Source organism: Haloplanus natans DSM 17983 (assembly GCF_000427685.1).
GTDB lineage: Archaea > Halobacteriota > Halobacteria > Halobacteriales > Haloferacaceae > Haloplanus > Haloplanus natans.
The window spans coordinates 623,926-645,205 of record NZ_KE386573.1; the positions used below are offsets into that span (position 1 = coordinate 623,926).

25 protein-coding genes and 1 tRNA gene are annotated in these 21,280 nt (G+C 67.4%); 11 read left to right on the forward strand and 15 right to left on the reverse strand.

Annotated features, from left to right (window positions below; genetic code table 11):
• Positions 1 to 18 precede the first annotated feature (18 nt).
• Both HALNA_RS05585 and HALNA_RS05590 read right to left on the reverse strand, forming a co-directional pair.
• Positions 19 to 597, reverse strand: a complete 579-nt coding sequence (locus tag HALNA_RS05585; protein WP_049935416.1) for an endonuclease dU — start codon at positions 595 to 597, stop codon at positions 19 to 21.
• 49 nt (positions 598 to 646) lie between these two features.
• Positions 647 to 823, reverse strand: a complete 177-nt coding sequence (locus tag HALNA_RS05590) for a DUF5786 family protein (protein ID WP_049935418.1) — start codon at positions 821 to 823, stop codon at positions 647 to 649.
• Between the two features lie 142 nt (positions 824 to 965).
• Between HALNA_RS05590 and HALNA_RS05595 the strand changes: the two genes are divergently transcribed.
• Positions 966 to 1,583: an MBL fold metallo-hydrolase gene (locus HALNA_RS05595; protein WP_049935420.1), complete on the forward strand. Its 618-nt coding sequence runs from the start codon at positions 966 to 968 to the stop codon at positions 1,581 to 1,583.
• Positions 1,584 to 1,586: 3 nt separating this feature from the next.
• On the opposite strand, the gene HALNA_RS05600 is transcribed toward HALNA_RS05595, so the two are convergent.
• Entirely contained in the window at positions 1,587 to 1,736 is a 150-nt protein-coding gene (locus HALNA_RS05600) for a 50S ribosomal protein L40e (protein ID WP_049935421.1), read from the reverse strand.
• Between the two features lie 91 nt (positions 1,737 to 1,827).
• Between HALNA_RS05600 and HALNA_RS05605 the strand changes: the two genes are divergently transcribed.
• The gene (locus tag HALNA_RS05605; RefSeq protein ID WP_049935422.1) at positions 1,828 to 2,283 is read left to right on the forward strand and encodes a TRAM domain-containing protein; all 456 of its coding nucleotides are present in this window, start codon (positions 1,828 to 1,830) and stop codon (positions 2,281 to 2,283) included.
• A 78-nt stretch (positions 2,284 to 2,361) separates the two neighbouring features.
• A complete protein-coding gene (locus HALNA_RS05610) occupies positions 2,362 to 2,826 on the forward strand; it encodes a Tfx family DNA-binding protein (protein ID WP_049935424.1) in 465 nt (154 codons plus the stop codon).
• Here the strand turns inward: HALNA_RS05610 and HALNA_RS05615 are convergent, their stop codons facing one another.
• Both HALNA_RS05615 and HALNA_RS05620 read right to left on the reverse strand, forming a co-directional pair.
• Complete coding sequence (locus HALNA_RS05615; protein ID WP_049935425.1) at positions 2,827 to 3,834, reverse strand: mannose-1-phosphate guanylyltransferase; 1,008 nt, start codon at positions 3,832 to 3,834, stop codon at positions 2,827 to 2,829.
• Positions 3,835 to 3,952: 118 nt separating this feature from the next.
• A complete protein-coding gene (locus tag HALNA_RS05620; RefSeq protein WP_049935426.1) occupies positions 3,953 to 4,225 on the reverse strand; it encodes a DUF7091 family protein in 273 nt (90 codons plus the stop codon).
• Between the two features lie 154 nt (positions 4,226 to 4,379).
• On the opposite strand from HALNA_RS05620, the gene HALNA_RS05625 reads away from it, so the two are divergent.
• From HALNA_RS05625 to HALNA_RS05635, 3 genes are all read left to right on the forward strand, one after another.
• Positions 4,380 to 5,309, forward strand: a complete 930-nt coding sequence (locus HALNA_RS05625; protein ID WP_049937976.1) for a replication factor A — start codon at positions 4,380 to 4,382, stop codon at positions 5,307 to 5,309.
• Position 5,310: 1 nt separating this feature from the next.
• Positions 5,311 to 5,943 carry an RPA family protein gene (locus HALNA_RS05630; protein WP_049935429.1) on the forward strand — a complete coding sequence of 211 codons (633 nt, stop codon included), beginning with the start codon at positions 5,311 to 5,313 and terminating at the stop codon, positions 5,941 to 5,943.
• A 63-nt stretch (positions 5,944 to 6,006) separates the two neighbouring features.
• Positions 6,007 to 6,405 (forward strand): ribbon-helix-helix protein, CopG family, encoded by a 399-nt coding sequence (locus HALNA_RS05635; RefSeq protein ID WP_049935430.1) that lies wholly within the window; start codon positions 6,007 to 6,009, stop codon positions 6,403 to 6,405.
• A gap of 33 nt (positions 6,406 to 6,438) precedes the next feature.
• On the opposite strand, the gene HALNA_RS05640 is transcribed toward HALNA_RS05635, so the two are convergent.
• Positions 6,439 to 6,894 carry a DUF5814 domain-containing protein gene (locus HALNA_RS05640; protein WP_049935431.1) on the reverse strand — a complete coding sequence of 152 codons (456 nt, stop codon included), beginning with the start codon at positions 6,892 to 6,894 and terminating at the stop codon, positions 6,439 to 6,441.
• Positions 6,895 to 7,005: 111 nt separating this feature from the next.
• On the opposite strand from HALNA_RS05640, the gene HALNA_RS05645 reads away from it, so the two are divergent.
• Positions 7,006 to 7,077, forward strand: a tRNA-His gene (locus HALNA_RS05645).
• 177 nt (positions 7,078 to 7,254) lie between these two features.
• Positions 7,255 to 8,334, forward strand: a complete 1,080-nt coding sequence (locus HALNA_RS05650) for an AI-2E family transporter (RefSeq protein ID WP_049935432.1) — start codon at positions 7,255 to 7,257, stop codon at positions 8,332 to 8,334.
• 14 nt (positions 8,335 to 8,348) lie between these two features.
• Here the strand turns inward: HALNA_RS05650 and HALNA_RS20830 are convergent, their stop codons facing one another.
• From HALNA_RS20830 to HALNA_RS05670, 4 genes are all read right to left on the reverse strand, one after another.
• The gene (locus HALNA_RS20830; RefSeq protein WP_049935433.1) at positions 8,349 to 11,000 is read right to left on the reverse strand and encodes a PAS domain S-box protein; all 2,652 of its coding nucleotides are present in this window, start codon (positions 10,998 to 11,000) and stop codon (positions 8,349 to 8,351) included.
• 95 nt (positions 11,001 to 11,095) lie between these two features.
• Positions 11,096 to 12,283 carry a M50 family metallopeptidase gene (locus HALNA_RS05660; RefSeq protein WP_049935434.1) on the reverse strand — a complete coding sequence of 396 codons (1,188 nt, stop codon included), beginning with the start codon at positions 12,281 to 12,283 and terminating at the stop codon, positions 11,096 to 11,098.
• A gap of 75 nt (positions 12,284 to 12,358) precedes the next feature.
• Positions 12,359 to 14,041, reverse strand: a complete 1,683-nt coding sequence (locus tag HALNA_RS05665) for a choice-of-anchor I family protein (protein WP_049935435.1) — start codon at positions 14,039 to 14,041, stop codon at positions 12,359 to 12,361.
• Positions 14,042 to 14,166: 125 nt separating this feature from the next.
• Entirely contained in the window at positions 14,167 to 14,580 is a 414-nt protein-coding gene (locus HALNA_RS05670) for a VOC family protein (RefSeq protein WP_049935436.1), read from the reverse strand.
• 100 nt (positions 14,581 to 14,680) lie between these two features.
• Between HALNA_RS05670 and HALNA_RS05675 the strand changes: the two genes are divergently transcribed.
• Both HALNA_RS05675 and HALNA_RS05680 read left to right on the forward strand, forming a co-directional pair.
• Positions 14,681 to 15,058: a cupin domain-containing protein gene (locus tag HALNA_RS05675; protein ID WP_049935437.1), complete on the forward strand. Its 378-nt coding sequence runs from the start codon at positions 14,681 to 14,683 to the stop codon at positions 15,056 to 15,058.
• A 58-nt stretch (positions 15,059 to 15,116) separates the two neighbouring features.
• A complete protein-coding gene (locus HALNA_RS05680) occupies positions 15,117 to 17,171 on the forward strand; it encodes a DEAD/DEAH box helicase (RefSeq protein WP_049935439.1) in 2,055 nt (684 codons plus the stop codon).
• 28 nt (positions 17,172 to 17,199) lie between these two features.
• On the opposite strand, the gene HALNA_RS05685 is transcribed toward HALNA_RS05680, so the two are convergent.
• Positions 17,200 to 17,604, reverse strand: a complete 405-nt coding sequence (locus tag HALNA_RS05685; protein WP_049935441.1) for an acyl-CoA thioesterase — start codon at positions 17,602 to 17,604, stop codon at positions 17,200 to 17,202.
• A gap of 30 nt (positions 17,605 to 17,634) precedes the next feature.
• Complete coding sequence (locus HALNA_RS05690) at positions 17,635 to 18,201, reverse strand: SIMPL domain-containing protein (protein WP_049935442.1); 567 nt, start codon at positions 18,199 to 18,201, stop codon at positions 17,635 to 17,637.
• Positions 18,202 to 18,308: 107 nt separating this feature from the next.
• On the opposite strand from HALNA_RS05690, the gene HALNA_RS05695 reads away from it, so the two are divergent.
• Positions 18,309 to 19,250 carry a 3-hydroxyacyl-CoA dehydrogenase family protein gene (locus HALNA_RS05695; protein ID WP_049935443.1) on the forward strand — a complete coding sequence of 314 codons (942 nt, stop codon included), beginning with the start codon at positions 18,309 to 18,311 and terminating at the stop codon, positions 19,248 to 19,250.
• Here the strand turns inward: HALNA_RS05695 and HALNA_RS05700 are convergent.
• The 3 genes from HALNA_RS05700 to HALNA_RS05710 all read right to left on the reverse strand — a co-directional run bounded on the left by HALNA_RS05700 (position 19,247) and on the right by HALNA_RS05710 (position 21,258).
• The gene (locus tag HALNA_RS05700) at positions 19,247 to 19,465 is read right to left on the reverse strand and encodes a DUF7511 domain-containing protein (RefSeq protein ID WP_211225994.1); all 219 of its coding nucleotides are present in this window, start codon (positions 19,463 to 19,465) and stop codon (positions 19,247 to 19,249) included. The genes HALNA_RS05695 and HALNA_RS05700 overlap by 4 nt on opposite strands.
• Positions 19,466 to 19,596: 131 nt before the next feature.
• On the reverse strand, positions 19,597 to 20,037 hold the full coding sequence (locus HALNA_RS05705) for a MaoC family dehydratase (RefSeq protein ID WP_049935444.1): 441 nt from the start codon (positions 20,035 to 20,037) through the stop codon (positions 19,597 to 19,599).
• Between the two features lie 39 nt (positions 20,038 to 20,076).
• Positions 20,077 to 21,258 (reverse strand): MFS transporter, encoded by a 1,182-nt coding sequence (locus HALNA_RS05710; protein ID WP_049935445.1) that lies wholly within the window; start codon positions 21,256 to 21,258, stop codon positions 20,077 to 20,079.
• Between the last annotated feature and the right edge of the window lie 22 nt (positions 21,259 to 21,280).

The window sequence follows — 21,280 nt, forward strand, 5'->3', positions numbered from 1 at the left end:
TGGGTGGGGGCCGCCGGCTTAAACGTCCCCGTCCCGGTCGGTCGCCCGGAACCGACGCGCCGCGCGGGCGGCCAACCGAGCCACGCGGAGGGGCTCCGGCCGGCCGCCTTCGGGGGTGAACGCGCGGACGATCCGTTCGGCCCGGTCGGCGTCGACGCCGACGGCCCGGACCCACACGTCCGCGTCGTCGACGGCGAGTCGGTGGCGCGACGGCTGGGCGCGGTAGGTCCGCACGCGCGTCGCGAGCGCCCCGCCCGAGAACGCCTCGCGGAGCGCGGGTTCGAGGCCGGGGCTCGCTTCGAAGGAGACGGAGAGCACGGGCCGGGACACGGCGTCGGCGAGGGCGTGCAGGTCGACGACGTTGAACCACGCGGGCGCGATGCCCGCGAGCAAGAGATACTGGACGTCTTCGCGGTCCAGATCACCGTACATCGACTCCATGGCGGCGGTGGCGTCGGTGCCGCCGACCGCACACGATCCGAAGACGAACCCGTCGGCGGTCCGATCCGCTCGAACGACGGCACCGCAGAGAACGCTCCGCTCGTCACCGCCGGCGAACGACTCGGTGACGCCGAGCGCCCGAGAGCCGGGTTTCATCGCGGCGGTGGGTCGCGACCGGGACGAGCGCGGGTCACGACCGGCACCGTCACTCCTCTTTGATGTCTTTGAGCCGATCGAGTAGTTCGTCGTTCGACGCGCCGATTTCGAACTCCACCGATCCCTGGTGCTCGTTTTCGGAGGTTTCGACCCCCTCGTTGTCGTCGAGGTCGGCGTCTAACTCCTGATTCTCCTGTTCGGATTCGTCGTAGCTCCCGAAGCCCATACGTGTGACTATAGCACACCCACTATGAAAAAACATTTGCAGGCTCCGGCCGAGTCGATTCGGGCAGTTCTCGCACCTACTGTAAGCCGTCTCACACGAGTGAATGCGACGATATTTCCCGCTAGCCCCCGGTGGAACGGCTATGGACGTGCTCAACGTCACCGCGGACGCCGAGGAGTTCACCTGTAACGCGTATCTGGTCACCGGCGAGACGCCGACGCTCGTCGACGCGGGGACGATGCCCGGCGTCGAATCGGTCGTCGCGGCGGCCGTCGACGAACTCGACCGGGTGGTCCTCACCCACCAGCACCACGACCACGTCGGCGAACTCGACGCGGTGCTCGACGCGTTCGACGCCGACCTGTACGCCTACGGGGACCACCCGCGGCGGACCCACGGGCTCTCGGACGGCGACACCGTGGCGATGGGCGAGGAGTCCTTCGACGTGGTGTACACGCCGGGACACGCCGACGACCACGTCTCGCTCGTGAGCGAGCACACGCTGTTCAGCGGCGACGTCGTCGTCTACAACGACGGCGCGTTCGACGACGGGAGCTTCGGCCGGACCGACATGGCGGGGCAGTCACGCGAACGGCTCATAGGGAGTTTAGAGACGTTACTGGGGCGACTCCCCGACTCGGTGACGGCGATGTACGCCGGCCACGGTGACGCGTTCCACGCCGACGACGGGAGCGTCCGGGACGTGATCGAGCGGGCGCTCTCGCGGGCACGGCGTCGCGAGCCGAAGTATCCGGAGTGACGATCAGGCGCTACGGCGCTCTTTCGCCTTGGGACGGAGCTTCTTGTACCCGCACTTGCGACAGCGCGTGGCCCGCTGTGCGTTCCGTGCGTTACATCGCATGCAGATCTGTTTCTCGAGCATCCGCTTTTCCGCTTCCTCGAAGGTAGCCATACGCCAGATTTTCCGGGCGACCGGCATAACGCTTGCGAGTGCCCCCGAGGACAACGCAAGCGTTTAGACGGCCGGTGGAGTAGACGGAGGCATGGCGGACTGTCCACTCGCCGACGACTGCCCCAGTTTCTCGGAGCGCATCCAGGGCATGGGGTGTCAGCACTACGGCGACCGCGGGGGTGCCGAGTGGTGTAACCACTACGACATGCCCATCTCCGATCTGAAACAGCAGCCGGTGAAACCCGGCGAGGAACTCGTCGTCGAGGTGACCGACATCCACGAGAGTGGGGCGGGCGTCGGCCGCACCGAGGACGGCTTCATCGTCCTCGTCGACGGGACGCTCCCCCCGGCACGGGCGCGGGTCCGTATCCATCGGGTGAAAGCCAACCACGCGACTGCCGACGAAGTCGAGCGGCTACCGATGGACGACGGCGAGGAACACGCGGACGAAAACGCGGAGGAGACGACCACGGAGTCCGAAACCGGCGGCCGTGACTCGGGGCGGCCGGAACAGTTGGGCAGCCGGGACAACTTCTGGGGCGGGTAGGGGACACCGCGCGGGCCACGACGGCAGTGGACACACACGAAGTGTAGCTTTTAGGTGCCGAGGGCGTAAGCGCGACGTATGGAAGACGATCCGGACGCGGACGCGCTGCTCGAACGCGCCGGTTTCGACCCCGAGAAGAGCGTGCTGACACGCCGCCAGGCAGAGGTGCTCGCCCTCCGGGAGCGGAACGTACGGCAGTCGACGATCGCCGACCGTCTGGGCACCTCCCGTGCCAACGTCTCGAGCATCGAATCGAGCGCGCGGGACAACGTGGCGAAGGCACGGGAGACCGTCGCCTTCGCCGAGGCGCTGACCGCCCCCGTCCGGGTCGAAGTCGACGACGACACGGATCTCTACAACGTGCCCAAACTCGTCTACGACGCCTGCGACGCCGCGGGGGTCAAAGTGAACCACACGGCCCCCGACCTGATGAAACTCGTCAGCGACGAGGCGGGCGAGGCCGTGCAGGGTCGCGAGATTCAGGCACCGCTTCTGGTCGGCGTCACGACCGACGGTACCGTCCGCGTCCGGCAGTCGAAGTAGCTAGAACTCGTCCCGTTCTCTCAGTTCCGCCACCAGATCCCGTACTCGCTGGGCCCGTTCCGTCGGCACCACGAGCACCCGGTCGTCGTACGCGACGACCGCCAAGTCGTCGACGCCGACGAGCGACACGTGCACGCCGTCGCCCGCGACCACGTTGTGTTCGGCGTCGAGGCTCACCACTTCGGCGTCGCCGGCGACGACGGTGCCGTCCGCGTCCGCCGGCAGGACACGCCGGAGTGCGTCCCACGAGCCGAGGTCGTCCCACTCGACATCGAGGGGGACCGTCACGGCGTCGTCGTCGCGTTCGAACACCGCGTAATCGACGCTCACCGGATCGACAGCGTCGAATCCCGCGGTTGCATCGCCCGCGTCGAGGGCGTCGAGCAACGGCGCGAGCGGCGTGTGCCGCGCCGCCGCCCGGAACGCTGCCGGCGTCCACGCGAAGATGCCGGCGTTCCAATAGTAGCCCCGCTCGACGTACCGTCGTGCCCGCTCGGCGTCCGGTTTCTCGTGGAACGCGGCCACCTCGGCGTAGTCGCCGTGGTCCGGCCCCGGTTCGACGTAGCCGTACCCCGTCTCCGGTCCGGTCGGTTCGACGCCGAACGTGACGAGGGCGTCCGTCCCGGCGGCGACACGGGCGCCCCGGCGCGCCGGCGTCTCGAAGTCGCCGTCGACGTGGTGGTCGCTGGGCAGTGCGAGGACGACGGGGTCCGCGAATCGCTCCGCGATCCGGTGGGTGGCGTAGGCCAGCGCCGGGCCGGTGTCCTTGCCTTCGGGTTCGACGAGGACGGTGGTTTCGGGGACGGTTTCGCGAACGGCGTCGGCGAGGTCGGGGCGGGTGACGGTAACCACCGCGTCGGCGAAGTCGACGCGGGAGACGGTGCGTTCGAGGAGGGTGTCGTCGCCGCCGAGGGCCAGCAACTGCTTCGGCCGGTCGCGTCGACTCGCGGGGTAGAGCCGAGAGCCGGTCCCGCCGGCCAATACGGCGGCGACGAGTGGTCGCTCCATGCCTCACCTTGGACGATTCGGGACAAAAACACACCGCTCACACTGTCGGCTGTAACTGTTTCAAGATATTCGCCATCCCGGGATGGCGAATATCTTGATTGACTTACAGCCGGCAGTGTCACCACGTCTCGACGACACCCTCGCGGATGTCCTCGACACAGCCCTCGCAGTCGGGGTGGTCGGCCTCGTAACACTCGGGGCGCGCTCCGTCGTCGAGGGTGACGGTGCGGCGTTCGGCTTCCCGCCGGCAGACGATGCGGGCCCGGCCCTCCGCGTCCCGTGGCAGGGCGGGGGTCTCCCGCCCCTCGCGGTAGGCGTTCCGGGCCTCGGCGTAACGCCGGCCGGCCGAGCGGAACGTGGTCCGTACGAACCGTTCCAGCCGGTCGTCCATACCGCTCCTTGCGCCGCCGGCGTGAAAGGTTCGTCGGCGTCGAGCGGCCCTCTCGCCCGATTTCACTTTCGCCGTGCTCACGGAACTTTTTATATCGTCGCGCACCAATCGCCGTGTGCCTCCCAACGAGAACACCACGGAGGCGAGTGAGACCATGACCGATTTGCACACCCACGCGGAGGATATCGTAGCGCAGTTTTCGGACCACCTGGATCTGACCGTCGACGAGGTCGAGGAGCGACTCGAAAACCTCGTCAACGAGTACCGGGTCCCGGTTGACGAGGCGCGCCGGAGCGTCGTGAACAGTTACCTCGACGAGGCCGGCCTGGAGCGCGACGCTCTGGGCGGCGGCGGCAACGCCTCCGTCGGCCTCGCGGAGATCGACCAGGACGAACAGTGGCTGGACGTGACCGCCAAGGTCGTCGAACTGTGGGAGCCCCGGAGCGACTCGGTGGCTCAGGTCGGCCTGCTCGGCGACGAGACGGGGACGACCAAGTTCGTCGCCTTCGAGACTTCGGATCTCCCCGAACTGGACGAGGGGGCGGTCTACCGCCTGGAGAACCTCGTCACCGACGAGTACCAGGGTAACTTCTCGGTGAAGCTCAACCGGACGACGACCATCACCGAAGTCGACGAGGACATCGAGGTCGGCGACGACGCCGAAACCGTCGAGGGGGCGCTGGTCGACATCCAGAGCGGGAGCGGCCTGATCAAGCGCTGTCCCGAGGCGGACTGCACGCGCGTCCTCCAGAACGGTCGGTGTTCCGAACACGGCAGCGTCGAGGGCGAGTTCGACCTGCGGATCAAGGGCGTCCTCGACGACGGCGAGGCGGTTCACGAGGTGATCTTCGACCGCGAGAGCACGGAAGCGCTCACCGGAACCACGCTGGAGGAGGCGAAAGACATGGCGATGGACGCGCTCGATACGACCGTCGTCGCCGACGAGATGCGCACGGGGACGCTCGGCCGGTACTACCGGGTGAGCGGCCCGCAGTTCGGCCGGTACGTGCTGGTCGACGAGTTCGAACGGCTGAGCGATCCGGTCGACGCCGAAGCGGCCCTCATCGAAGCGAGGTCGATCTAACATGAGTCAGACACCTACCCGCGAAGTCGCGCGCCGCGTCTTCGCCCGCGAGTTCAACGACGCGAGTCACACGTTCAAAGAGTCCGAGGACGAACGGGCCCCGGTCTACCTCCTGCTTCCGACGGGCGAACGCGCCAACCGCGTGTTCCTCGTCGGCACCCTGACCGAGAAAGAGGACGTGGGCGAGGGCGACGAGTACTGGCGGGGTCGCATCGTCGACCCGACGGGGACATTTTTTGTCTACGCCGGGCAGTACCAACCCGAGGCGGCGTCGACGCTCCGTGATCTCGAACCGCCGGCGTACGTCGCCGTCGTCGGCAAGCCTCGCACCTACGAGACGGACGACGGGAGCGTCAACGTCTCCGTGCGGCCCGAATCGATCACCGCCGTCGACTCCGTCACCCGCGACCGCTGGGTCGTCGAGGCGGCCCAGCGAACCCTCGAACGCGTCGCCGCCTTCGAGGACGAGAGCAACGAGTACGCCCGCATGGCCCGCGAGGAGTACGATCTCTCGACCGACGAGTACCGGCGGATGGCCCTCGCCGCCCTCGAAGGGCTGGACGAGTCGGACGAACTCGGCTCGGACGGCGAGGCCGACGCCGACGGCGGCATCGACGCCCCGGCCGAGCACTGACCGCCCGACGCCTCGCCGTCTGACGAACGCTTAAGTGAGTCGGGCGTCGATATTGGGACCAGCATGGGCAACAAGAACAAGACCGTCTCCTTTCGCGTCAACGAGGACGCGTTCGAGACCCTGCGCGATATCGCCGAGGAGCGTGACATCTCGCTCTCCGAGGTGTTTCGCGACTACGTCGACATGCTCGTTGCCCACGACGGCCAGGTGGAAGTCGTCCCCGAACACGAACTCGCCCGCCGCTCCGACGACGAGCCCAGCTTCCCGCCCACCGTCGAGGTGCCGAAGACGTTCGTCCGCGAGCACGAACGCCTCGAACTCGAGGCCGACCACCTGCGGGACCAGCTAGACGAACACAAACGCTACATCGACCACCTGCGGGACCAGCTAGAGGCGGACGAGGAGATAATCCACCTCGACGACCTGGACGACGAGCGCGACGAGCCGTATCAGATCGGTTGAGACGGTCCGCGGCGGACTGATCGTCGGTGACGCCTATCCCGACAGCGCCCGCCGCGTTTCGGCGGCCCGCCGTTCCATCTCCGTGTTGCCTTCGACGGCCGCCAGCGACTCGACCGCTTCGAGTCGCCGCACCGCCTGATCGAGAAAGGACAGTACGTCGCCCGGGTAGGCGTACAGCATGTAGTCGTCGGTCATCACGTCGACGATGGCGTCCGGACCCAGACCCTGCGCCCGCAGTTCCAGCAGATAGCGGATGAACTGGCGTTCCGGGTAGCCGGTGTAGAGGTCGTCGGGGTCTTCGCAGTCGAGGAAGTCGGTGGCGAAATCGAGCAGTCGATCCCGGGTGGCGTCGTCGAGTTTGGTGAGGCCGTCGCCGCTGTAGAGCACCTCCATCGTCGCACCCTTGAACGCGCCCTTGGGGATGGACGTATCCAACTGGGAGACGATCCGGCGGTGGTTCTTCAGATACACTTTGTCGGTGATAGCCACTGGGGACCCCTACACGACGGCGCGTCTAAAGGCTCCCGGCTTTGTGTCGACGACCCACGGCGGCCCCGAGTCGTAACCTACTTTACTCACAGCGCGGTATCGTAAGCCGTGTCCGGGTTGGGGTAGTGGTTATCCTTCAGCCTTGTGGAGGCTGAGACGCGGGTTCGATTCTCGCACCCGGACTTTTTCCACGACGACCGAAGGGAGGAGTGGAAAGTCCGACAGAGAGCGGAGCGAGGCCGCGAGTGAGGTTCGATTCTCGCACTCGAACGGCGACGCGCTCCGGTGTCGGCCGTCGATGCCGACCCCCGCCGAGACGCGGCACCACGCTTTTTCAACCGCGCAGTCGATCCACTCAGTATGGACGAACGCCGTACCGTCGTTGCCCTCTTCGGCCTCCTCGTCGGCCTGGTCACCGCTTTCATCGCGTATCGGTTCATCGCCGCCCTCACCGTCGCCGTCTTCCTCTACTACTCTACGCGCCGCTTCTACAAGGCGCTCGGACGGCTCCACGTTCCCAGGCAGGTTCGTGCTCTCACCGTCCTCTCCTTGCTTGCGATACCGCTTCTCCTCCTGCTCAGTTACACGCTCGTCTTGCTGGTGACCGAGACACAGCGGTTTCTGGAGACCTATCCGGTCGTCGAGGCGGCGGGGACGAATTTCGCGTGGCTCGGCGCCACCGACGAGATTCCGGATCTCACCGTCGACGGCCTCGTCGATGCGTATCAGGCCGGGCAGTTCGAGGTGATCACGGACTTTCTGGTCGAACACGCCGCGGTACTGACGAACGCGATCACGGGCTTTTTCCTCAACCTGTTCATCGTGGTCATCGTCACGTACTATCTCCTGATCGACGGCCACCGGTTCCACGACTGGCTGCTCCGGTTCGACGACGACGCCATCGTCCGTGAGTATCTGGAGGCCGCCGACCGCGAACTCGAAGCCATCCTCTTTGGGAACCTGCTGAACGTCATCGCCATCGCGCTCATCGCCGTCGGCTCGTTCATGGGCTACAACGCCCTCGTCCCCGAGGCCGTCGAGGTGCCCTACCCCGCACTCGCGGGCGTCCTCACGGGTGTTGCGAGCCTGATCCCCGTCGTCGGGATGAAGGTGGTGTACGTCCCCCTCGCCGGCGCTATCGCCGCGCCGATGGTGATCTCGGGCGAGTATTCGCTGCTCGGCTACCTCGTTGCCTTCCTGTTCGTGGCCGTCGTGATCGTCGACACGATTCCGGATCTGATCCTCCGGCCGTATCTCAGCGGCGAGCGGACCCACGTCGGCCTGTTGATGCTTGCGTACATCTTCGGCCCCGTCGTGTTCGGGTTCTACGGGCTCTTTTTCGCGCCTATCGTCCTCGCGCTCGGTATCACCTTCGCCCACACGGCGCTTCCCCGACTCCTCGGTGCCGACGAAACGCCGGACGCGGCGCCGGGTCCGTAGCCGGCGCCGCGGCGCTACGCCACGTCGACGCCGGTGATCTCGAAGCGCGCACCGTCCGCCGATCCGGCCGTACAGTCGACGGTCCAGCCGTGGGCGCACGCGATGTCCCTGACGATGCGCAGGCCGAACCCCGTCCCGCCGTCGTCCGTCGAGTAGCCCGCCTCGAACACCTGCTCGCGTTCGTCGGGCGGAATACCGACGCCGTCGTCCTCGACGTAGAAGCCGCGCGCGTCGCCGTCCGGGCCGGTGACCGTCCCGACGGTGACGGTGAGGAACTCCTCGTCGGGGCGCGCGCCGTGCTCGACCGAATTCCGAAACAGGTTCTCGAGCACCTGCGCGAGCCGACTCTCGTCGGCCCGTATCGTGCGGTCGTCGACGCGGTCGAGGGTGGCGTCGCCGGTTTCGACGTTGGCCCAGCACCGCTCGGCGACCCGTGACAGGTCGACCGGTTCGGCCTCCTCGACGCTCTCTCCCTCCCGTGCGAGCGTGAGCACGTCGTCGATGAGCGTCTCCATACGCCCGAGCGCCCGGGTGGCCTCGTCGATATGGGGGCTGTCACACGTCTCGGTCGCCAGTTCCAGGTGACCGCCCGCGACGTTGAGCGGGTTCCGGAGGTCGTGGCTGACGAGGCTCGCGAACTCGTCGAGTCGCTGATTCTCGCGTTCGAGTTCGGCTTCGCGCTCCCGAAGCACCGCCTCGTGTGCGACGCGATCGATGGCCGCCGTGACGTTCTCACAGAGCAACTGGACGAGCCGGCGCTCGTTCTCGTCGAACGCGTCCGGTTCCGTCGACGCGACGAGGACGACCCCGTGGTCGCCGAGCGGTACGATGTACTCGCTTCGGAGCGGCGTCGACTCGTTGTGCAGGCTCTCGGCGTCGTCGAGGTCGGCGTAGTGTTTCGCCGCATTCGTCTCGAAGGCCTCCCAGGCGATGCTTCCCGGTCCCAGGTCCGGGGGCTCGCCGATCACGTCCTCGACCCTGCTCGTCCACGCCGCCGGGACGAGCGCCGACGCCTCTTCGTCGTGATAGTGGACGGCCGCGTGCCCGAGCGTCAGGATATCCGCGAGCGCATCGACGGTCATGTCCGCGACCGTCGCCGTCGAGTCGGCGCGCAGCAACTCCCGCGTCGTCCGGTGGAGTTCGTTCAGCGCCCGCTCGCGGTCCTTTCGCTCGGAGATGTCGCGAGCGATGCCGACGATCCGGTACGGCTCCCCGCCCTCGTCGGGTAGCGTCCAGCTACAGAACTCGTAGGTCCGGCCCTCCCCGCCCGCCGTCCGGAGACGGAGTTCGCGCTCGTCCGACCCGTGTTCGAGCGCGTGACGAACCCCGGCGACGACGCTCTCGCGGTCGGCCGCGTCGAACAGCTCCACCGGGTCCATCGCCTCGAGCTCCGCCCGTGTGTCGCCCGTCAACTCGGGTTCGTTCACGTAGACGGCGTTGCCCGCGGTGTCGAGCACGTAGAACACGTCGTCGAGGGCATCCCGAAGCACGCGCTCGTACACGGTGGTCGGGGTCGACTCGGTCTCGCACTCCCGACAGATCGCCACGAACCCGGGATGGCCGTCGTCGACGGCCACGACGGCGGTGTGTGCCCGTGTCAGATCGCCGTTCTCGCGAACGTGTGGGCCCTCGTCCTCGGCCGTGCCCGACGCCCTAGCCTCGTTCAGGAGCGTCGACAGGCGCTCGGCTTCGGACGCTGCCGGGTAGAGTCGCGACGCGTGGTCGCCCAGCACGCCGCGGTCGGCGTAGCCGAACAGCCGTTCGGCGCCGTCGTTCCACCCCGTGATGTAGCCGTCGTCGTCGAGCGTGAGAACGGCGTACTCGTCGAGGTCGTCGAGCGGACGGGCGAGTTGCGGTCGGTTCCGGTGGAGGCCACGGCCGTCGGCCCCCCCGTCGTCGGATGGCTCTTGTACCAGACAGATCATGGTTCCGTCGCCGGTGTACGCGAGCGCGTGGTTCGTCAGAATCCGGTCGCCGTCGGCGCGTTCGTACACCGTCTGCCCGCTCCACCGACCGTCACGGGGGACGGCCGGCAGGATCTCGTCGTACATCCGATCGACGTGGGCGTCGGGGTAGAGTAGCTCCCAGTGTGTCCCGATGAGTGCCGACCGATCGTAGCCCACGATGTCGGCGTAGGCCTGGTTGACGTACTGAAAGTAGCCGTCCTCATCGAGGAGGGCGATACCCTCGCGGGCGGTGTCCATCGCCCCGTAGGCACGCCTCACTAGCTGTTCGGCGTCGTGTCTCGACACCGCGTTCTCGATCCGGTTGGCGAGGACGGTGTACTGGTCGATCCCCGGTCCCTTCTGGAGATACTCCGTGACACCGGCGGAGATGGCCTCGCTCGCTATCTCCTCGCTGCCCTTGCCGGTAAAGAGGATGAACGGAACGGCAGGGTCACGCTCGCGGACGGCCCGGAGGAAGTCGAGGCCGTCCCGACCCGGCATCTCGTAGTCGCTGACGATGCAGTCGACCGCGTCGGTTTCGAGTCGATCGAGCGCGTCGTCGACGGTCGTCTCCGTCAGGACGCGAAACGCATCGTCCTGTCGTTCGAGAACGGTGGCGGCCAACTGGAGCAGATCGCCGTCGTCGTCGACGTGGAGGACGTTGATCGACCCCCGGCCGCGGACGACGCTGGGAATCTCCGCCGGGTCGTCGATACTCATGCAGGCACGTACGAATGCCAACGCAAGTATCCTTGGGCTCCGTCTATCACGACCGATACGGCGAGTCGTCCGTCGGCTCCGGGACGTTCTCCCCGTCAGCGCCGGGCGAACTCCGGCTCGCTCGACAGCCGGTCCAGTCCAGTCCCCGACTCGGCTCCCGATCCACGGGTACGGATGATGTTGAACGCGGTGACGAGGTCGGACCGGGAGATGAGGCCGACGAGATTCCCCGTCTCGTCGACGACTGGCAGTCGCCCCACCTTCTCGCGTTGCATCATCGAGATGGCGTCCATCGCGTCGGCGTCGGGCGTGATCGTCACCAGATCCGTCGCCATCACGTCCTCGACGCGGTAGGCGTCCCGTTCCACCTCGCGAACCTCCCGGGTGTCGTCGAGGGTGACCATGCCCACGAGGCTCCCGCCCCGAAGGACGGGGTAGCCGGTGTGGCGCTCCCGGAACATCCGGTCGGTGAGCGCCGTGACCGAGGTGTCGGCCGTGACGGTCTGCAGTTCCCCCGCTGGCGTCATGATGTCGCCGACGGTCACGTCCTGGAACGCCGCTTTCATCACCGTCTGCTGGGCCTCGCTGGAGGCGCCGATGTAGATGAAGAAAGCAAGCGCCACCAGAAACAGGTTGGCGAAGAGGCCGACGATGGCGAGGACGATGGCGAACAGTTTGCCGACTTCGGCGGCAATCTGGGTCGCGCGGGCGTGGGGTCGCCGTCGCGCCAACAGTGCCCGAAGGACGCGCCCGCCGTCCATCGGGAAGCCGGGGAGCATGTTGAACACCGCGAGCGCGACGTTCGTCAGGGCGAGATAGGCGAGGACGAACTGCACGGTCGGGAGCGCGCCGGGGACGACGCGGAAGGCGGCGTAGGAGACGACGCCGAGGGCGACGCTAACGATGGGGCCCGCGACGGCGATGGTGAACTCCTGTTTCCAGTCTTCCGGCATCTCGGTGAAGCGTGCGACGCCGCCGAACAGCCAGAGCGTGATCGACTCGATTTCGTAGCCGTACCGCATGGCGACCAGGGAGTGGCCGAACTCGTGGAGGAGGACACAGACGAAGAGGCCGGTCGCCGCCGCGGCGCCGAGGACCCATCGCGTCGATCCCGCGGTGAGCGCGTCGACGGGCATCGCCGACCCGAACGTGGCGTTGAGGACGGTGGCGAGGTTCCCCACGTCCGACCCGATCAGCCACGCGAACAGCGGGAGGACGAGCAGGAAGGTGAGATCGAGTCTGATCGGAATGCCGAACGCGCTTCCGATACGGATACCGCGCATACCGGACGTAGCGAGGGGACGGACTTATACTGTCGGTTGTGACTGGTCGCGGGATGGTGTCGTCCCGACGACCGATCAGTTCGCCCCCGTCACCGGCGTCACTTCGAAGACGCCGACGGTGCCGCTGATCTCGAAGCCGACACAGAGCAGGGGGTTGCGGATCGGGCTCTCCGACGCCGGAACGAAGTGGACGCCCTCGGGCGCGAAGTCGCCGGCTCGCGCCGGATCGTCGCCGTCCGGATTCTCCTCGGCCGCCGCGGCGAGGTCATCCTCGCTCACGCTGTAGTCGCGGTTGACCACCATCTGGGTGTACTCGGGGCTTTCGGGACTCGTCACGTCGTAGGTGGCGATACCGCTCCCTACTTCCTGTCCGACGAACGCGAACGTCCGGTCGCCGACGACGCCGAGTTCGGCGCTTTCGGTCTCCGGCCCGCTCTCGACGACGTTCAGGTGGCCCTCCGGGTACTGCTCGGCGAAGGTTCGCTCGAACCGGCTCCCGCTGTCGAACGCGAGTCGCAGGCCGTCGTCCTCGACCTGCCACACGGAGAACGACCGGCCGCCGATGGCGTAGATGTCGGTGTAGCCGTTCGGTCCGTCGGCGAACTCCGCCATCGCCGCCTCGTTGACCTCCATGTTGCCGAGATTCTCGGGCCGTTTGAGTTCCTCGACGCCGTCGACGTAGGGGTTCTCCGAGAGGTCGAACCCCGCAGGATCGAGGTCGAGGTTCTTCAGGACGCTCACCTCGAAATCCTTCGCGTCGCCCTCGTTGGCGGTGACGACGAACGTGTCGCCGCCGACCTCGTAGGCGTCGATGGCGTCGGGCTGGTACATCCCCCGGATCGGCCAGTTCTGGAGGCTGCTGGCATCGGCGTCGCTCGTGTCGAGTTCGCTTCCGGGGAGCGAGAAGTCCTTGAATCCGAGGCCGTCGATGCGTTCGACCGTCGCCGACGCGAGGTCGACGGTCGCGATGGCGTTGTTCTCCTGAATGCTGACGAACGCCCGCTCGCTGTCGGGCGCGACGGTGACGAACTCCGGTTCGATGACCGCCGAGGCGACGGCCTCGCCGTCGCCGGGCGAGACGAGGTGGACACCCTCCTCACGGAGCGCGGCCTCCTGTCCGTCGAAGGCCTCGAACGTCGCCGTCGAGACGTCGGCATTTCGCGCCCCGCGACTCACGTCGATCACGCTGACCGACCCCGCCGGATCGGTCGAGTCGCCCGGTTCGCCCTCGTTGGCGACGACGACGTAGTTCCCGTCGGGGCCGATGGTCACTTTATCGGGGAGCGGGCCGACCGACACGGCGTTGACGAACTCCAGCGACGACGGGTCGTAGAACGCGACGGCGCCGTCCTCGGTCGCCGGATCGGCCTCGATGGCGGCCGCGACGAGGGTCCCGTTCACGTCGACGCTGTTGGTGCCCCCGACCGACGAGACGACATCGCTCTCGGAGCCGACGAGGTCGCTCGCGTTCAACACGCCGGCTTGCGTCGGGGCGGTCGGGTCCGAGAGATCGAGCACCTCGACCTGCCCGGCGCCGGAATTGACGACGAACAGGCGGTTCCTCGGGGCGTGGAAGGCGACGATCTCCGCGCCGCCCAGCGCCTCGCCCGTCGCGTACCGCCCGATCCGACTCAGGCGAACGGTCTCGACATCGTTGCCGCCCCCGCCGAACTGCGCCGCGACACCCGAGGGGATCGCGGCCGCGGCGAACGCGCCAAGCACACTGCGCCGACTGAATCCGTGAGTGTTCAGGACCACACCGGAGTCGGTGGATGGCTGGTTGAAACGTCCTGCTAAGAGCCCTATATACGGGTTCGTATCGCTCCCGACGGTTCGTACGTCCGTCTGCCGGTGCGTCGCTCCCCCTCGGCGCCGACCGTCCCTCACGCTTCGTCGCCGTACGTCCCGACCTCGACCAGATTCCCGTCCGGGTCCCGGACGTACACCGACATGAGCGTCCCGACGGCGCCCGTCCGCTCGACCGGGCCGGCCACGATTTCGATACCGTGCTCGTCGAGGTGGTCGACTACCGCGTCGATCGGCGTCTGGACCACGACACAGAAGTCGCCGCTTCTCGGCGTCGGCGTCTCGGCGACGTGATCCGCGACCCGGTGATCGACGGGATGCAGGTTGACCTTCCGGTCGCCGAACTGGACGGCCCGGCGGTCGTCGCCGAACGTCACCACCTCGGCGCCCAGCGTCTCGTAGAATGCACAGGTCGCCGCGATATCCTCGACAGTGAGGACGAGGTGATCGATGCCGGTCGGCGTCACGCCCGTCGTCGGCTGGTCGGTCATCGACGCCCGTAGGTCGGCCCGGCACAATACGGTTTGGTGTAAAACGCGTTCGCGTCGCAGAGGCCAAACGCTTAGGCGCCGTCCCCGCGTACGACGAGCCATGAGCGAACACTCCCCAGCCCCGGTTATCAAGCGACGCGATGATATCGAGTACGAATCCGTCGACGCCGCCGACGGCCTCTCGAAGGGCGTCCTCCTCTCCGGGGCGGACGGCACACCCCACTTCGCGATGCGGCGGTTCACGATCGATCCGGGCGCCGAAGTGCCGAAACACACCAACGCGGTGGAACACGAACAGTACGTCCTCGAGGGCGAGTACGTCGTCGGCATCGACGGCGAGGAACGCACGGTGTCGGCGGGCGACGCCCTCCTCATTCCCGCGGGCGTCGTCCACTGGTACCGCAACGAGAGCGACGACCCCGGTGCGTTCATCTGTGCGGTGCCGAACGGCGACGACACGATCGAGTTAGCCGAGTAAACGCCGCCGACCGACTGGAGTCGAACGGCTGAAATACCCCGTTGCCGTAGCTGTATCCGTGTCACGGCAGGTCGGACGCGTCGAGACGCTCTTCTTTCACGAGCGCGACGGTGATTTCCTGGTCGCCGTCGTCCGCGACGGGGAGCGGGTGTTCCGGGCCGTTCTCGAACTGAAAGAGACGAGCGCCGGCCCTCGCCCCGGTCGCTTTCGAATCCAGCGCGGATCGAGCGAGGAACCGCGCGACCCGGACCAGTTCGTCGAACTCGCGCGCCGCGCCGAGCGTCTCCGCATCTCCCAGCAGACCTCCGCGGCCGGTCGCGAGCGAATCCAGGAGATGCTCGACGGCTATCAGCTTGACGCCCTCACCGTCCGCACCTGTCGCTACTGTGCCGCCGAAGGTCGGTACTCGCCGATCACGGAGGACACCGCGATCAAGGCCGACCGCGACCACATCTGCCCCGACTGCGCGAAACGCGAACTCGATACGGAACTCGCGTACGCGGGCGGATTGACCGGCGCCGCCGAGGACCGACTCGAGGAGTTGCTCTTGAAGGTTCAGGACCTCGACCGCATCACCAACCTCCTGCAGGGGAACCTCGACCCCGACCTGACGAAGTTCGACGAGATCGGGGCGACCGTCGAGGACGTCGACCCCGTCGAGACGTGTGATCTGGATCTCCACCCCGAGCTGAAAACCCAGCTCACGAACCGGTTCGACACCCTCCTGCCCGTCCAGAGCCTCTCGGTTCGGAACGGTCTGCTCGACGGCGACGACCAACTGGTCGTCAGCGCAACGGCGACAGGGAAGACGCTCGTCGGCGAGATTGCCGGTATCGATCGGGCCCTGAAGGGCGAAGGGAAGCTCCTCTTTCTCGTCCCGCTCGTCGCCCTCGCCAACCAGAAAGAGGAGAACTTCGAGGAGCGCTACGGCGACCTGGTGGACGTGACGATTCGGGTCGGTGGCAGCCGGGTCAGCGACAGCGGCGCCCGGTTCGACCCCTCGGCGGACGTGGTGGTCGGCACCTACGAGGGTATCGACCACGCGCTCCGGACGGGGAAGGACCTCGGCGACGTGGGAACCGTCGTCATCGACGAGATTCACACGCTGAAGGAGGGCGAACGCGGCCACCGCCTCGACGGGATGATCTCCCGACTCAAACACTACTGCGAGCGCCGGGCCGATGGCGGGGGCGAGTACGCGGGCGCCCAGTGGATCTACCTCTCGGCGACCGTCGGCAACCCCGAGTGGCTGGCAAAGAACCTCCGCGCGACGCTCATCGAGTTCGAGGAGCGGCCGGTGCCCATCGAGCGCCACCTCACATTCGCGGACGCCCGGGAGAAAACACGAATCGAGAACCGTCTGGTTCGCCGGGCCTTCGACAGCAAGTCCTCGAAGGGGTATCGCGGGCAGACGATCATCTTCACCAACTCGCGGCGACGGTGTCACGAAATCTCCCGCAAACTGGAGTACGATTCGGCGCCCTACCACGCCGGGCTCGATTACGGCCGGCGCAAGCGCGTCGAGCGTCAGTTCGGGAATCAGGACCTCGCGGCGGTCGTCACCACCGCCGCGCTCGCGGCTGGCGTCGACTTCCCCGCCTCACAGGTCGTCTTCGATACGCTCGCGATGGGCATCGAGTGGCTCTCGGTCCAGGAGTTCGAGCAGATGCTCGGCCGCGCGGGGCGTCCGGACTACCACGATCAGGGCGTCGTCTACCTGCTCGTGGAACCGGACTGCGCCTACCACAACACGATGGAGATGACCGAAGACGAGGTGGCGTTCAAGCTGTTGAAAGGGGAGATGGAGGACGTCCGCACCGTCTACGACCTCTCGGCGGCCGCGGAGGAGACGCTGGCGAACATCACCGTCGCCGGCAAGCGGGCCAAACGGCTCAACGACCGGATGCTCGGCGACGTGCCGACGACACAGGCGGTCGGTAAACTGCTGGAGTGGAACTTCATCGACGGCCTGAAGCCGACGCCGCTCGGCCGCGCCGTCACGCGGCACTTCCTCGCGCCCGACGACGCCTTCGCCATCCTCGACCGCATCCGCAAGGGGATGGACCCCTACGACCTCGTTGCGGAACTCGAACTGCGGGACGACGAGGGCTGACGGGCGGCGGTGCGGGCGCGGCCGGTCGTCAGCCGAGGCGCAACGACTCCATCGTCTCGACCCAATCCTCGGGGAGCGGCCGCGAGGTGCCCGCTTCGGGGTCGACGTACACCTGTGTCGTCTCGGCGGTGGCAGCCACCCGGTCACCTGCTCGGAGTTCGTAGCCGACGACGACACTCGACTCCCCGATGGAGCGGACGCCCATCTCGACTGTCACCGTCCCGTCGGCGAGGGTCACCTCGTGGCGGTAGTCGATTTCGAGGTTGACGAGGACGGTGTCGATGTCGTCGAGGCCGACGCCGAGTACGTCGGCGTAGTAGTCGACGCGCGCCTGTTCGAGATACGTCGCATAGACGGCGTTGTTGACGTGGCCCATCGCGTCCACGTCGCGAAAGCGGACCTGCAACTCGGTCTCGTACTCGAAGTCGGTCATAGGGGGTGGTGAACGACCGGGTAGTTGTGCCTACCGGAGGGAGCAACGTGCGGTCGACACACGCCGGTGTGAGTGTTCGTGTCGTTCCCATCCCGACCCACGGCTCCGACACGCCGCCCTCGCCGTCGTCTCGCATACGTCGCCCACGACCAGCCCCTCGACGGCCGCGATGCGTTCGGCCGTCTCCCGCGCGCGCTTCGTGGCCGCTTCGAGGGCCTCGTCCCGTAACTCCCGGCGGACCGCCTCGTGCAGGTGGAAATCGATCGATCCGACCTTGCCGCCGGCGTCGGTCGCCTCGACGAACACGTCGCCGACCGTCTCGGGCACGCAGTCGACGACGAGTCGCTCCGTCGCGCGGTACGGCGCGTCCGTCTCCGGTTCGAACAACTCGCTGGTGTCGTTGATGGAGCGCTCGACCGTCCGAATCCGGCCGTTCGACACCGATAGCGACTCCTCGACGGTCGCCGTGCGGTCTCGGGCTGTCTCGCGGGCGGCCGTCGCCGAGTCGCCGTCGCCGTTCACCGTCACTTCCACCACCGCCAGGTCCGGCATCGCCTCGCGCCGTCCGGTGCCGTCGGTCGTGACATGATGTGACATAACGTCACACGTTCGGCTCCCGTTCCATCAGTCCCCGTCAGACGCGCGACACACGGCGGGTCCGCACTGGCCGAGATTTATGTCACCGACCCTCTACCGTGTGGCCGATGCCTTCGGACACGCTACCCTCGACCGTCGCCGTCGTCGGCGCCGGGACGATGGGACACGGCCTCGCGCTCCAGTTCGCCCGCCACGGCGCGGGCGTGACGCTCGTCGATCACCGCGAGTCGAACCTCGACGACGCGCGCGCCGGCGTCGACGACGCCCTCGACTTCCTCGCGGCGGAGGGGTTGCTGGACGCCAATCCCGCCGCGGTCCGTGCCCACATCGACTACACGCTCGATACGTCGGCGGCCGTCGCGAGCGTGGACCTCGTCGTCGAAACCGTCTCCGAGGACCTGTCGGTGAAACAGCGGGTGTTCGCCGAACTCGCGGCGGCCGCCCCCGACGACGCCGTCCTCGCGACCAACACCTCGGGTATTCCGATCACCGACATCGCGGCGGCCGTCCCCGGAGCGGCCGACCGGGTCGTCGGCTGTCACTGGTGGAACCCGCCCTACCTCCTGCCGACCGTCGAGGTGGTTCGTGGCGAGACGACGAGCGACGAGACGGTCGACCGGACGGCGGCGTTCGTCGAGGCGGTGAACCGGGAGCCGATCCGCGTCGAACGCGACGTGCCCGGCTTCGTCTGGAATCGGATTCAGTTCGCCGTCCTCCGGGAGTGTACGCATCTGGTGAGCGAGGGTGTGGCGTCGCTCGCGGACGTGGAACGGGCGGTGCGGGACGGCTACGCGCTGCGAACCGCGGTCGTCGGCCCGTTCGAGACCGCCGACCTCGCCGGTCTCGACCTGTTTCGGACCATCGCGGCGGATCTCTATCCCCACCTGAGCGACGCGGACGAACCGGGACCGCTGTTCGACGAGCGACTGGCGGCGGGACGGGGCGGCGTCGAAGACGGCGCCGGCTTTCACGAGTACGACGCGTCGCCCGTGGACGTGATCCGGCGGCGCGACGAACGGGTGGCGGCGATTCGGCGGGCGCTGGACTAGCGCATCTCGTCGAGACGCCGGAACGCGTCTGCGTCGGCGGTCAGCCAATGCGTGAGCCGTTCGATTTCGGTTGCGTCGGCGGGGTAGAGCGTCTGTCGATCGGCGGAGCCCTCGTACGCGACAACGACGGAGTTGAGGCTGTCGTCGTCGCGGGCGAGGGTGGGGCCTGCGTCGGGGATGCCGGCGGCGTCGTCGGGAGTTGAGGTGTTCGACATGACCCATGCGCCGGTCCGTGGTGACGACGTTTAGAGCCTGCTATGTGGCGTACGGGACGGTCGGTGATCCGGGGTCGCCACACTATGTCATCGTTTAACAATGTAGTTCACCCTACCATTTCGACTGGAGATCACCGTTTCAGCGAGAGCACGGTCCGGTCGAACGAACAGACGAGTTCGTCGTCGACGAACGCCTCGACCTGCATGGTGACGACGCCCCGGTCGCCGTCGCTCGTCTCGCGTTTGTCCGTCACTGTGGTTCTCGCGCGGAGGGTGTCGCCGAGACGGACGGGCGCGGGATGTTCCACATCGTCGTACGCGAGGTTGGCGACGATGGTGCCGTCGGTGGTGTCGGGAACCGAGAGGCCAACGGCGAGGCTCATGGTGTAGAGACCGTTGACGATGCGCTCCCCGAACTCCGTCTCGGCCGCGAACTCGGCGTCGAGGTGGAGCGGTTGCTGGTTCATGGTCATGTCACAGAAGCGCTGGTTGTCGCTCTCGGTGATCGTCCGCCGCTTGTCGTGGTCGATGGTCTCTCCCACCTCGAACTCCCCGTAGTAGCGGCCGGTCATGGGGCTACGTCGCGGGCAGTCGACAAAGGGATTGGGCCGTCAGCGCAGTAGCCGCGCGCCCAACCCGATGACTCCGAGACCGGCACCGGCCGCCGCGACGCCGAAAACGGCCCGGACGCCCCACGCCCCCGCGACCGGTCCGAAGACCACGGGCGCGAGGAACTGCCCGACGTATCCGAACGTGGCGACGTAGGAACTGAACTGTCCCTGTCGGTCGGCCGGAACGAGGTCCTCGACCCACAGCAACACCGTAGGGAAGACGAGTCCCTGTCCGAGGCCGAAACAGACGACGGGAACGAGCGCGACGACCCGCGACGACGCGGCCGTCGCGACGGCGAATCCGACCGTCCAGAGGCCGAACGCGGCGAGTGTCAGTTGTCGATACGATAGACGGCGCGTGATCCGGTCGTAGTAGTAGGCGCTCACACCGCCGGCGGTGCCCATGGCGGAGAGATAGAGGCTGATCGTGAGCGACGAGTCGACGCCGACGGTGGAGAGAACGCCCGGGTAGTAGACGACGACGCCGTAGAGCAGGAGGTTCGTCCCGGAAAAGAGGGCGTAGACGAGGAGGAGCACCGGCGTCCCGCCGACCACGCGGTGGAGGGCGGCGAGACCACTCTCGTCGGCGTCGCGGGTGCTCCCGCGGGCCGGCTCCGGCACCGTCAAGAGGGCAACGAGACCGAGCGGGAGTGCGAGGAGGTAGACGCCGAACGGTCCCTGCCACGAGAGGGTGCCGAGGACGCCCCCGACGAGCGGCCACACCGCCGCGCCGAGGCTGTTGGCGCTCCCCCGGAGCCCCATCGCCCGGTCCTTGTGGGTCCCCTCGTAGAGCGAGTAGATCAGGACGGTGATCGAGGTGTAGACGAACGCGACGGCGACGCCGAGGACGGCCCGCGTGACGAGGAGGGCGGGAAACGTCTCGACGACGAGACCGGCGCCCCCGGCGATACCGTAGAGTACGAGGCCGAGGACGTACGGCCGGCGAGGACCGTAGCGGTCGATCGCCGTCCCCGCAATCGGGCTCGTGAGCACGATGAAGAGTCCGTGGGTCGTGATGACGAGGCCGGCGAGCGACTGGGAGACGCCCAGGCTCGTCCCGATCCGATTGACGACGGGACCGAGGACTGCCCCGGCCATCACGGTCAGCGTACCGGAGGCGACGAGGACCCACAGGGCGTGCTCGGGGGTTCGGCGTCCGACCGACAAATCACCGTTTACCATCGACTCGTCACCCGTTTGAGGG

What these genes read in the sequence shown, in the direction of transcription:
- HALNA_RS05705 (WP_049935444.1), bottom strand. Translation starts at nt 20,037, where the DNA reads ATGACCGGCCGCTACTACGGGGAGTTCGAGGTGGGAGAGACCATCGAC.
- HALNA_RS05605 (WP_049935422.1), top strand. Translation starts at nt 1,828, where the DNA reads ATGGCGGACTGTCCACTCGCCGACGACTGCCCCAGTTTCTCGGAGCGC.
- HALNA_RS05650 (WP_049935432.1), top strand. Translation starts at nt 7,255, where the DNA reads ATGGACGAACGCCGTACCGTCGTTGCCCTCTTCGGCCTCCTCGTCGGC.
- HALNA_RS05595 (WP_049935420.1), top strand. Translation starts at nt 966, where the DNA reads ATGGACGTGCTCAACGTCACCGCGGACGCCGAGGAGTTCACCTGTAAC.
- HALNA_RS05615 (WP_049935425.1), bottom strand. Translation starts at nt 3,834, where the DNA reads ATGGAGCGACCACTCGTCGCCGCCGTATTGGCCGGCGGGACCGGCTCT.
- HALNA_RS05700 (WP_211225994.1), bottom strand. Translation starts at nt 19,465, where the DNA reads ATGTCGAACACCTCAACTCCCGACGACGCCGCCGGCATCCCCGACGCA.
- HALNA_RS05710 (WP_049935445.1), bottom strand. Translation starts at nt 21,258, where the DNA reads ATGGTAAACGGTGATTTGTCGGTCGGACGCCGAACCCCCGAGCACGCC.
- HALNA_RS20830 (WP_049935433.1), bottom strand. Translation starts at nt 11,000, where the DNA reads ATGAGTATCGACGACCCGGCGGAGATTCCCAGCGTCGTCCGCGGCCGG.
- HALNA_RS05600 (WP_049935421.1), bottom strand. Translation starts at nt 1,736, where the DNA reads ATGGCTACCTTCGAGGAAGCGGAAAAGCGGATGCTCGAGAAACAGATC.
- HALNA_RS05620 (WP_049935426.1), bottom strand. Translation starts at nt 4,225, where the DNA reads ATGGACGACCGGCTGGAACGGTTCGTACGGACCACGTTCCGCTCGGCC.
- HALNA_RS05690 (WP_049935442.1), bottom strand. Translation starts at nt 18,201, where the DNA reads ATGTCACATCATGTCACGACCGACGGCACCGGACGGCGCGAGGCGATG.
- HALNA_RS05610 (WP_049935424.1), top strand. Translation starts at nt 2,362, where the DNA reads ATGGAAGACGATCCGGACGCGGACGCGCTGCTCGAACGCGCCGGTTTC.
- HALNA_RS05585 (WP_049935416.1), bottom strand. Translation starts at nt 597, where the DNA reads ATGAAACCCGGCTCTCGGGCGCTCGGCGTCACCGAGTCGTTCGCCGGC.
- HALNA_RS05590 (WP_049935418.1), bottom strand. Translation starts at nt 823, where the DNA reads ATGGGCTTCGGGAGCTACGACGAATCCGAACAGGAGAATCAGGAGTTA.
- HALNA_RS05675 (WP_049935437.1), top strand. Translation starts at nt 14,681, where the DNA reads ATGAGCGAACACTCCCCAGCCCCGGTTATCAAGCGACGCGATGATATC.
- HALNA_RS05635 (WP_049935430.1), top strand. Translation starts at nt 6,007, where the DNA reads ATGGGCAACAAGAACAAGACCGTCTCCTTTCGCGTCAACGAGGACGCG.
- HALNA_RS05660 (WP_049935434.1), bottom strand. Translation starts at nt 12,283, where the DNA reads ATGCGCGGTATCCGTATCGGAAGCGCGTTCGGCATTCCGATCAGACTC.
- HALNA_RS05625 (WP_049937976.1), top strand. Translation starts at nt 4,380, where the DNA reads ATGACCGATTTGCACACCCACGCGGAGGATATCGTAGCGCAGTTTTCG.
- HALNA_RS05695 (WP_049935443.1), top strand. Translation starts at nt 18,309, where the DNA reads ATGCCTTCGGACACGCTACCCTCGACCGTCGCCGTCGTCGGCGCCGGG.
- HALNA_RS05670 (WP_049935436.1), bottom strand. Translation starts at nt 14,580, where the DNA reads ATGACCGACCAGCCGACGACGGGCGTGACGCCGACCGGCATCGATCAC.
- HALNA_RS05685 (WP_049935441.1), bottom strand. Translation starts at nt 17,604, where the DNA reads ATGACCGACTTCGAGTACGAGACCGAGTTGCAGGTCCGCTTTCGCGAC.
- HALNA_RS05630 (WP_049935429.1), top strand. Translation starts at nt 5,311, where the DNA reads ATGAGTCAGACACCTACCCGCGAAGTCGCGCGCCGCGTCTTCGCCCGC.